The following is a 9591-nucleotide window of genomic DNA, read 5'->3' on the forward strand; positions in this document are numbered from 1 at the left end:
CGCCCGTGAATTGCCCCCCTTCAGAAGACACATTAAATGACGACCGGATAAAAATGTGTTCTAGAAACAGGACAAACCATCACAAAACGGGACAAACCATCACAAAACAAAAAAACCGCTGGTTAAACCAACGGTCTTTCATCATAACTTATTTTTCTGTTATTAAGCACAACTCTTTGTCCGGAAAAGCGGCGGGGCCGAAAGCACCGCGGAAAGAGGTCAATATGGGTAATAACCTCGAGCTGACGCTTTTCCGCCACGACCACCAGAAGGTGGGCGACCACGATCTGCCGGAGCAAACCCGGCAAACAGAACCGGGCCGGATGTAATACGAAATGGACTTTGGCATCAAGGAGATGGGTTTGAACCTCTAAGCGGCTGTCGGACTCCAAACCCGGGAAGTCAACAGCCAGGCTAAAAGGTAATTTTTCGTCGCGAAAACGCACACGGTTTTCCGGATCGACGAAAAAGATCTCCTTCTCGATTATCCCGCTGACGACCACCTTATTTTTAAAGACATGGGCCTTTTTCTCCAGCAGCCGTGGTTTGATCCGGTCGATTTTGACCGCATTGATACAGGTTTCCGAGGTCAGCACCAGTTGACCGGTATTTTCCCCACGGTGGACTAAAGCATTGATCCGCTGCTTTTGGACATAGAGTTGCGGTGCGGAAGAACTGCACACCACGCTCACTTCACCACCTCGCAGGGAGGAACCCATACTGTATTTTATTTAGCAGCGTCAATCCGGTCACCTGCCGTCGGAATTTTTTGCGCACGCCTAGCCGGTCCGCCCTTGACCCACGCCCGGGCAGCTTTCATCTTGCCCGGCGGCCCGCCCTGGACACCAGGGGCGCTTCGTCGGCGGCCGGGTTTTGAAAATAAACATAATCCCAGGCGGGTTCGGCGGTCAACCGGTCAAAGGCCGCCGCGGCCTCCTGCTGACAGGTGGCACAAGCATGCCAAGGGAGCAAAACCGCGGCAATGCGCACCGGTTTCCGGCGATAATCTTCGGCGTAGGAAATGATCTTCCGGTAACCGCTGCACGAGGAGCAGATCTTTATCTCCTCATCCTGAAACTCGTGAATATCATCGGTATCGTAATAAAGACGGCGTTGCCGCCGGAAATAGTCTCCCCGGCCGAAGACCTCCTCCAGATCAATCTCCTTCCGTTTGGCCCAAATTTCCTGCAGGAAAGCGACATTTTTCACCACCGCTTCGTCCACCCGCCCGGCCTTTTTGATCCCGTGCGGCAGCTGCGGTTCCCGTACGCCCGTGTAGTCCAGCCCCGCCAAGGCCAGGATGATGCCGACATTGACGTAGGGCAGGGCGCCTTCGATGGAATATCCTCCTTCCAGCACCACCAGGTCGGGGGCCAAAAGTTCCGTCAGCCGGGCATACCCCTGCGCCGTCACCTTCATATTGGTAATCGGATCGGTAAAATGGTTGTCCTGTCCGGCCGCATTGATGACCAAATCCGGCTTAAAGTCGCGCAGGACCGGCAAGACCAGATGCTCCACCACGTAGAGCAATTCGGCGTCGCCGCTCCCCGGCGGCAGGGGTACGTTCAGGGTCAAACCGTACGCGGCCGGCCCGCCCAGTTCGGTGACAAACCCGGTGCCCGGGTACAAAGTCCGCCCGTCCTGGTGGATACTGATGTGCAACACATCGGGGTCGTTATAGTAGATATCCTGGGTCCCGTCGGCATGGTGGGCATCGGTATCAACAATCGCCACCCGGAGCCGGCCGTTCCGCAATTTGCGCAAATGTTCAATCATCACCGCTTCAATGTTAATCGTGCAGAACCCGCGGGAGCCGTGGACAATCCGCAGCGCATGGTGGCCCGGCGGGCGGAGTAAGGCGAAAGCCCGCTCCGTTTTCCCGCTGAACACCAGATCCCCGGCGGTGATCGTCCCCCCCGCCGCAATCAAATGCGATTCCGTACAGACTTTTCCCACGGACGGCACACAGATGTGGGCCCGCTCGATCTCCTGCCGCGTCGCGATCCGCGGCCGGAACTCCTTAATCTCCGGAAGGTCCAGCAGGCCTTCCTCCCGCAGCTGGTCCCTGGTGTAAAGCAGCCGCTCTTCCCGCTCCGGGTGATCGGGAGCAATCGCCCAGTCAAAGGCCGGAAAGAAGACCAAGCCCAATTTCGGTTTTGTCGTCATCGCAACCACTCGCTTTTCATTGATCAAAACAAAATCCGGCGGATTTTTGGTTTGACCTGCGCGCGCAGGTTGAAATTTTTTCCCACCGTATAAAAGTTGCGGACCATATTAAAGACTTCCTCTTCCGTAATCTCTATCTCCTCAGCCTCAATGGCGGCCCCCATTTTCTGCGCGTAGTTCACCGCCTGCCGGATTGCCTCCTGGCGGGCGGCTTCCAGATCAAAGGTGAAGGGCTGGCTAATGGCCGCCTCGTAGTCCAACTCGGGAACCACCAACTTTTGCAGGGCCGTATCCGCCCGCAGGGTAATGGCGAAAGTCGGGCGGCTGGCCGCCGCGCCAATCGCGTTGGCCGCCTCGTGATAGGGAAGGACCTGATAAGGTAGGCCCAGTTCCTGCCCGATCTTCGGGATAAAATAGGCGGCCGGTCCCCCCATCCCGACCAACCGCTTCGGCTTGAGCTTGGCGCCCGCCATCACCTGCGAAATCGTATAAACCGGCCGGCTGTTCAACTCGGCGTAAACCTCCTCGATCGCGGCGGCCGCTTTTTGGGCAAAGGCGTCAACGATCTTCTCGGCTAAAACGCGCGGCTCCAGCCCATAAGGCGCCCCCATCGCCTGCAAGGCCGCGTAGGCCAGCTCCGCGTCGCCCAAAACCGCGCCCCCCAAAGCCACCACCGCATCGGTAGGGGTCACGTGGGGTCCGCCCATGGCCACCGGCGGGCCCATCCGTTGGGGACCGATGGTCACCCGGGTTCCGTCAAACGTAACCTGGCTGTCGCCGCCCAAGCCCAGGGACCGGGAGAAAAAAGCCGGGACCAAAGTGGGATACCCGGCGATGACTGCCCCCTCCCGTTCGGCCAGCGGTTCGCCCCCCGCAAAGACCGAAATTTCGGTGGTGGTACCGCCGATATCAAGGGCAACCGCATCTTCCAGCTCCTCCGCCAACGCCCTCGTCCCCATCAGGCTCGCCGCCGGTCCCGACAGGATCGTCTCGATCGAACGGTGGACCGACTCGTGCAAGGCAAGGGTTCCGCCGTCCGCCTTTAAGAGATACACCTGCCCCAGCCGGTACTGGTCTTTCACCGCCTCGACCATCCGGACAAACTCGGCCTGCAGCGCGGCAATACTCGCGTTCAAAGCCGCCGTGGTAATCCGCCGCGGGAAATTCAACCTTCCCGATAACCGGTGTCCCAGGGTGACCGGGGCCAATTCCGGGAACTCCGCCGCGATCAGTTCTTCGATCACCAGCTCATGCTGGAAGTTGCGGGGCGAAAACTTCCCGACCACCGCCAGGGCTTGGTAACCGGCAGCCTTGGCCGCCCGGACCGCCGCCCGCACCTCCTCCCGGTCCAGGGGCCCGGTTTCGCGCCCGCGGTGGTCAATCGCGCCCGACAAGGGATAAAGTTTAAAGGGCACCGGGAGATCCTCCCACCGCAGGCCCGGCCCGGGAATAATCAGCACCGCCGTCGGTGCCCCCTTCCCTTCCACTATCGCATTGGTGGCCAAGGTTGTACTGAGGTGGAGCTCAACCGGCCCCTGCTCCTCACGGGGAAGCGCCTGCAGGAGGCGGGTCAGGACTTCCCGCGTTCCCGTGTGAAGGTTATGGTGGTCCGTGGGGGCCTTGACCGTTGCCAGAACATGAGCCCCCTTGAGTAACACGCCGTTGGTGTTGGTGCCGCCGACATCTATCCCGATCAGAAATGACATTAACCACCACTTCCTTTGTGATCGTCCATTTCGCGGTTTGTATTTTCAACTGTAATGTGATAATAATATTCTTGTAAGGATTAACCAGGAGGTGAGCACGATGCCCTTTGCGGATTTGGAACTCACTGACCAACGGGTAAAAGCAGTATTATGCAAAATCCCCCGCGACCAGTTTGTGCCGGAGGAATACCGGTCCTATGCTTACGAAAACATCCCTCTCCCGATCGGATACGGCCAGACCATCTCCCAACCTTATATTGTCGGCCTGATGACCGAATTATTATCCTTAAAACCAACCGACCGGGTCCTGGAGATCGGGACGGGTTCCGGTTACCAAACGGCCGTCCTCGCCGAACTGGCCGCCCAGGTCTACACCATTGAAACCATCGAACCTTTAGCAAAAAGCGCGCAAGAGATCCTTACGCGCTTGGGATACGATAATATAAGCTTTCGGGTCGCCGACGGCTATTTCGGCTGGGAAGAAGCAAGCCCCTTCGACGCCATCTTAATCGCGGCCGCCGCCGAAGAAGTCCCGCCCCCCCTCAAAAAGCAATTGGCCAACGGGGGCCGGATGGTCCTCCCCATCGGGGCGCCCGGCAAAACCCAGACTCTTTGGCGGATTATTAAACAAAACGACCGCTTTATCGAGGAAAACAAAGGGTTGGTCCGTTTTGTCCCTTTCACCCGCCGGGGATAGAAGAAAGATTAAAAGCAATCAGTTCAGGGAATATTATTCAGTTCTTTCAGCAATAAATCGTAGATTTTGTCCTCGCCCATTCCTTTGATCTTTTCCAGCATCTTTTGCTTGTACTCCATCTCGGCTTCGGTCATCGTGTGCCGGTTGTTATTGAAATATATAAGAATATTGGTTATCTCATCCAGGTTTTCCGGCTTGTTTATGTGACGTAACAAACCAAACACTTTTTTTACCCCCAGTTTCTTTTGGTTAAACCACCCTCTACCTAACTGCCATTCGACATTAATCTGGAAGAACCTGCTAATAATCTCCCACCGCCAATATATTCGCCACAAAAAAGTTACTTCCTGCTTTTCCCTGATTTTATCGCCGATCTCGCAAATAAAAACGGCCTGCACAAAACCGTGCAGGCCGCACCGGGCAGACCGCACCAAGCAGACCGCCGCCGGCGCTGTTACGCCACTTCGCGCTCCGGTTTACCCCCCAATCACATAATACACCAGGGCCAGGGTGACAACGGAAACGATAGTTTCCGCCCCGAAACCCACCAGAAAAGGCCTGAATCCTGCTTTCATCCGTTTAAAATCGGTCGAGAGGCCAACCCCGGCAAAGGTGACCATAAACAGCCACTTGCTGGCGTTATTGAAGATCTTGGCCTCGGCCGGCGTGATGAAACCGACCGTCGCCAGCAAGGAAAAGCTCAGAAAACCAATAAGGAACTTGGGCAGCCGGCTCCAGAGAAAGGCCGCTTTGTTCTGAACCTCCCCGGAAATCCCCTTGCGGGCGTAATGAAGGGCCATGAGAAGGACTACTACACCCATGAGCGCGTTGCGGGACAGTTTTACCACCGTCGCGATGTTCCCCGCCGCTTCCGAATAGGCAAAACCGGTGGCCACCGCCTCCGCGGTATTGTCGATGGATAATCCCGTCCAATAGCCGTATGCCAGATCGGACATCCCAAACAGGGTGCCTAAAGCCGGGTAAAGAAAGAGCATGATGGCGCCAAAGAGCAAAATGATGGCAATCGCGTAGGCGGCATCCTCCTCTTCCGCATCAATGGCGCTGGTTGAGCTGATAATCGCCGAAACCCCGCAGACGCCGATCCCGATCCCGAGCAGACTCGCCAGTTTCTCATTTAACCCGAACACCCGGCCCAAATACGCCGCGGCGGCAATGGCGACGGCAATCTCAATAACCACCAATACAATCCCGCTGGCCCCGATGGCCAATACCTCCTGGAGGACCAGCCGCGAACCGAGCAAAACAATCCCCGTCTTCATCCACAGTTCATAAGTGGCAATGCCGGGCGCAAAAATCGACGGCAACGGAAACAGATTACGGACAATCATCCCAATGGCGATGGCAAAAAGCACGTATTCGCTATGGGGGACAAAATTGGCCACGATTTTGCCGGCGTAACCCACCACCAGCATCAAGCCAATGCCGGGCAGGTACTTTAGGATCTTATTGACCACCGCGCTTACCATGGCAACGTAGTGATGAGACCGGCTTTGACGCACAACAAAAAGAGCGTGCCCAAAATCACCGCCCACCAGTCTTTAGAGATCCTTTGCCAAAAGCTCACCACTACTCTCCCCCCTCTCCGCTGACGCGACAACTAACCGCCGCCTGCTCCTCCAGGCAAAACCCGAAGGTGTCTCCGCGCAGCCCGCAGCGCAACGCGGCCAGCGCCAGAACCTCTTCCGGCGCAATGTTGCCCAGATTGACATTGGGCCCAAAGCGCTTGATTAAGCTAACCTGCTGATTTTTGAGGGGGGCTTCCCAGACCAGAACCCGTTCGAAATCAGGAAGGTCGTGCACCAAAGCCTCCATCTCGGCCGTTTTGATGTTGCCGTTTTCGTCAAAAATACCGACACCCTTCCCCGATTCCCGTCCTTCAATAATCACTTTATCGGCACCCGCCTCCAAATCGTCGGCGATCATCTGCTGCATCCGCAAGACCGGGAGTGGCGGGCCAATCTTCTTCCCGACTTCCGTGACCACCTTAAAACCATGGGCTTTCGCCCTTTGGATCGCGCGCCGCCGGTCTTTGGGGCTAATGGTGAGCGTCCCGTCGGAAATTTCAATCCCGGTAAAGCCAAGTTCGGCCGCACATTGGAAGAACGGTTCCAACCGGTCTTGCCAGAGCGCGATCTCAAACAGGGTCCCGCCGGGATAAACGTCCACGCCGTAAGAACGGATCAGTTTAATCTTCTCCCGGAGGACCGCTTTGGGATAGAGGGCCGAGGTGCCAAAGGTCAGCTTAATGCTGTCAATGTAGGCACTGGCCAGCTCCAACAGGTCACGGGTTTCGCTTAAGCCCAGTCGTTTGTCAAGGACCATGGTGTAGCCAGTCTGCCTTGGCTTGCTGCCGTAGCCCGGCAAGGGAAACCGCAGCTGGGCATCCTGCCAAGCCAGACACCGTTTCAGCTTTGACAAAGTGCTTCACTCCTTCTCTTTAACGTAACTCTAACCTCTAAGGTATGCGTAAAAGCCTGTCACTGTGATAAGAGAATGTGCGTGAAGCACAATACGGCAAAACCCGTCAAATAAACCAAAAACCCGGGCTTTTTTGCCCGGGCTTGAAACTCCCTACAATATCTCTTTTCAATTATTCTTCTATTTTTCGCCAATTTCAACTTCAGATACCCAGTCCACACGGACGAGCTTTGTTTCTTTCTCCCCTTTCTTATTGGTCACTAAAATTTTAATCCACTCTTCATCAACATCTTCCACGTAGCATTTTACCTTATTCCCTATGCTTATTGGGGACTCTTCAAACCAAATTATACAATTACGGCCTTTTAAGCCTTCCAACATTTTGGACATCCCAAACACCTCTTTCCTGGTATACCCATCGTTTCTCTTTATACTTTTGATCTCGCGTTTTAACTTCTTAACTTTACCCGGTAGATCAACATAGCATAAGACTAAAACGAAAGCTAAAAAACCAAAATATTCCACAACATCACCCCTCGGCTCCAATTTATGACCACCGTTTTTATCACAGGATCTGATTCTTTTGCTCTTTCAAGATTTTTAGAACCATTGTTTCCCTTTGTACCCACGGGTTTAGTTCTTTCGTTCCTTTCCGCAGAATTTCCTCGTTAGCACAGAGCGCCTGGTCCAAGGGAACCCAGACCGGGCAAAAATCCAGCTCTTTTTCGTAAGCATCAAGCTTTTGAAAAGCCGGCCGGCCACTTACCCGGCATAAGTAATAATGGGATCTCATTTCAAAAAACGCGTCTTCTTCGTACGCATCGGCCTCTCTTTCGACCACGACCCCGATTTTCTCCAGTATTTCGCAGTCCGGATAACCGGTCTCTTCCCTCACTTCACGGCGCAAAGCCTCTTCATGGCTTTCGCCGGTATCAATCCCCCCGCCTGGAAACTTGTAATCGCCCGACTTCAACAAAACCATAAGGAGCTTATCCTCTTGCAAGATAACCCCGCGCACCGCTTCCCGGTGATGCACTTTGGCGTTTTCAGGACAACTCTCCTGCCGGCCCAGGGCAAAGTCAAAAAGCACACGACGGTCACTCCTTGTTCACTCTGCTGCTTCTTGTGTTCTCCATGCATCACGATCCGGCTACTTGGGGACAGCACCGCTTTACCCCTTGTCACGGAAGAACTGCTTCCGATTGCTTTCTTTCATATTCCAGGATTAATTCCAAATTTTTTTGTTCAACCTCGCCCAACTGGATATTTTGGTTATCTGTCAGCACGATCCTTTTTATCATAAGCCGTCCCCCTCTACTCCTCATTTAGCACTATTTTAGGCTCCTTATAGAAAAACGCTTTCTCATCGATGGCCCGCATTGTCGCCAGGATGCCATCGAGATGGTCATATTCATGCTGTAACAGTTCGGACAGATCCCCTTCCAGTCTCATTTCCCGGTCGCGAAAATCCAGGTCCTTAAACCGGATTGTACAGCGCTTGTACCGCTTGACCCGGACCAGTAAGCCGGGGAACGACATGCAGTCGTCCAAAACCTCCATCATTTCATTATCTTCAAAATACAATGTCGGGTTGATAAAGACCACCGGTTCATCGATACACATATAGATCAATCGTTTAAAGACCCCGATTTGCGGGGCGGCAATGGCCCGCCCGGCCCCATACTTTTTCCGGAAATCCATCAGGATGTCATGCAAATCTTGAACAACCTCTTTGAGCGTGCCGACTTCTTCCTTTTCAACCGGCAAGCTTACTTGATATAACCTTGGGTCTCCCAATAAAAGAATCTCTCGTACCATCAGCGTACTCCTTTTTCTTGTCTAACTTGTTTTCAAGCAAACTCCAATTCTGGGTATAATCATTGATTTCAACCATATTGATAAGATCCCTCGTACTTTCGAGCGAAAACCCGGTTAGGGATGCCAGATATTTGCGTTTTCCGGCCACAACGTCTACACGAATCCTTTATGCTTTGATTGATCATTATAGCATATTTTGGCATGTATAACAAAAAATTAAATTTTTTGCCGTCGCCGAAAATTTAATAATATTTGTTATCAAGGAAACTATGTCGGATTTTTAACTGTAATTTAATGTTATTATTTGTATTGTAATTAAAATTACATTTATATTAATTAACTATAAGCTAGAATCTATTGGTTATTCCTTATAAATAAATTTCTAATATAAATAATGTTTATTGTTTATTTTGTTTCGAAGATTATGCCCTTAATTACATTGTAAATTAAAAAGTGTAGGAAGAAGATAAAAAAGCAAAAGTAAAGAGATAATGGAACGATCTCCTAGAAAGACTTATAGTGGCAAATATTAAAAATAGCATTTTCGGGGAATACAGGTGTAAAAAATAAAAGAATATTCTTATACTAACCCAAGATAATTTTCCCGCCTTTACTACCAAAAAAGAAACACCCTGAATGGGTGTTGATTTTTCATTATACTTATTTCGACGGTGATCTAGGAAAAGTATAAATTAGTTACCATATTGGTATGGTAGAAAAGGTAATTGCCCGCTCGGCTTTACCAGTTGAGTCCATATAATGGTG

Annotated in this window: 10 protein-coding genes; 1 reads left to right on the forward strand and 9 read right to left on the reverse strand. The window is 52.6% G+C overall.

Going from position 1 to position 9591, the window contains the following annotated elements; all coding sequences use genetic code 11:
* Window positions 1–122 precede the first annotated feature (122 nt).
* From G5B42_RS03800 to G5B42_RS03810, 3 genes are all read right to left on the reverse strand, one after another.
* Window positions 123–692: a DUF3794 domain-containing protein gene (locus G5B42_RS03800; protein WP_181339119.1), complete on the reverse strand. Its 570-nt coding sequence runs from the start codon at window positions 690–692 to the stop codon at window positions 123–125.
* 124 nt (window positions 693–816) lie between these two features.
* Entirely contained in the window at window positions 817–2166 is a 1350-nt protein-coding gene (locus tag G5B42_RS03805) for a histone deacetylase family protein (protein WP_181339120.1), read from the reverse strand.
* Between the two features lie 23 nt (window positions 2167–2189).
* The gene (locus G5B42_RS03810) at window positions 2190–3872 is read right to left on the reverse strand and encodes a hydantoinase/oxoprolinase family protein (RefSeq protein WP_181339121.1); all 1683 of its coding nucleotides are present in this window, start codon (window positions 3870–3872) and stop codon (window positions 2190–2192) included.
* 100 nt (window positions 3873–3972) lie between these two features.
* Here G5B42_RS03810 and G5B42_RS03815 point away from each other — a divergent pair, with 100 nt between their 5' ends.
* The gene (locus G5B42_RS03815; protein WP_181339122.1) at window positions 3973–4569 is read left to right on the forward strand and encodes a protein-L-isoaspartate(D-aspartate) O-methyltransferase; all 597 of its coding nucleotides are present in this window, start codon (window positions 3973–3975) and stop codon (window positions 4567–4569) included.
* Between the two features lie 23 nt (window positions 4570–4592).
* Here the strand turns inward: G5B42_RS03815 and G5B42_RS03820 are convergent, their stop codons facing one another.
* From G5B42_RS03820 to G5B42_RS03845, 6 genes are all read right to left on the reverse strand, one after another.
* Complete coding sequence (locus G5B42_RS03820) at window positions 4593–5000, reverse strand: hypothetical protein (RefSeq protein ID WP_181339123.1); 408 nt, start codon at window positions 4998–5000, stop codon at window positions 4593–4595.
* Window positions 5001–5045: 45 nt separating this feature from the next.
* A complete protein-coding gene (locus tag G5B42_RS03825) occupies window positions 5046–6089 on the reverse strand; it encodes a YeiH family protein (RefSeq protein WP_331274029.1) in 1044 nt (347 codons plus the stop codon).
* A 67-nt stretch (window positions 6090–6156) separates the two neighbouring features.
* A complete protein-coding gene (gene comA / locus G5B42_RS03830; RefSeq protein ID WP_231133214.1) occupies window positions 6157–7008 on the reverse strand; it encodes a phosphosulfolactate synthase in 852 nt (283 codons plus the stop codon).
* A gap of 180 nt (window positions 7009–7188) precedes the next feature.
* The gene (locus tag G5B42_RS03835) at window positions 7189–7554 is read right to left on the reverse strand and encodes a hypothetical protein (protein WP_181339125.1); all 366 of its coding nucleotides are present in this window, start codon (window positions 7552–7554) and stop codon (window positions 7189–7191) included.
* Between the two features lie 19 nt (window positions 7555–7573).
* Complete coding sequence (locus tag G5B42_RS03840) at window positions 7574–8098, reverse strand: NUDIX hydrolase (RefSeq protein WP_181339126.1); 525 nt, start codon at window positions 8096–8098, stop codon at window positions 7574–7576.
* A gap of 224 nt (window positions 8099–8322) precedes the next feature.
* Window positions 8323–8826, reverse strand: coding sequence for a peptide deformylase (locus G5B42_RS03845; RefSeq protein WP_181339127.1), 504 nt, complete (start codon window positions 8824–8826; stop codon window positions 8323–8325).
* Between the last annotated feature and the right edge of the window lie 765 nt (window positions 8827–9591).

The sequence above is a fragment of the Capillibacterium thermochitinicola genome (genome assembly GCF_013664685.1).
Lineage (GTDB): Bacteria > Bacillota > UBA4882 > UBA10575 > UBA10575 > Capillibacterium > Capillibacterium thermochitinicola.

What these genes read in the sequence shown, in the direction of transcription:
- G5B42_RS03805 (WP_181339120.1), bottom strand. Translation starts at nt 2,166, where the DNA reads ATGACGACAAAACCGAAATTGGGCTTGGTCTTCTTTCCGGCCTTTGAC.
- G5B42_RS03810 (WP_181339121.1), bottom strand. Translation starts at nt 3,872, where the DNA reads ATGTCATTTCTGATCGGGATAGATGTCGGCGGCACCAACACCAACGGC.
- G5B42_RS03815 (WP_181339122.1), top strand. Translation starts at nt 3,973, where the DNA reads ATGCCCTTTGCGGATTTGGAACTCACTGACCAACGGGTAAAAGCAGTA.
- G5B42_RS03845 (WP_181339127.1), bottom strand. Translation starts at nt 8,826, where the DNA reads ATGGTACGAGAGATTCTTTTATTGGGAGACCCAAGGTTATATCAAGTA.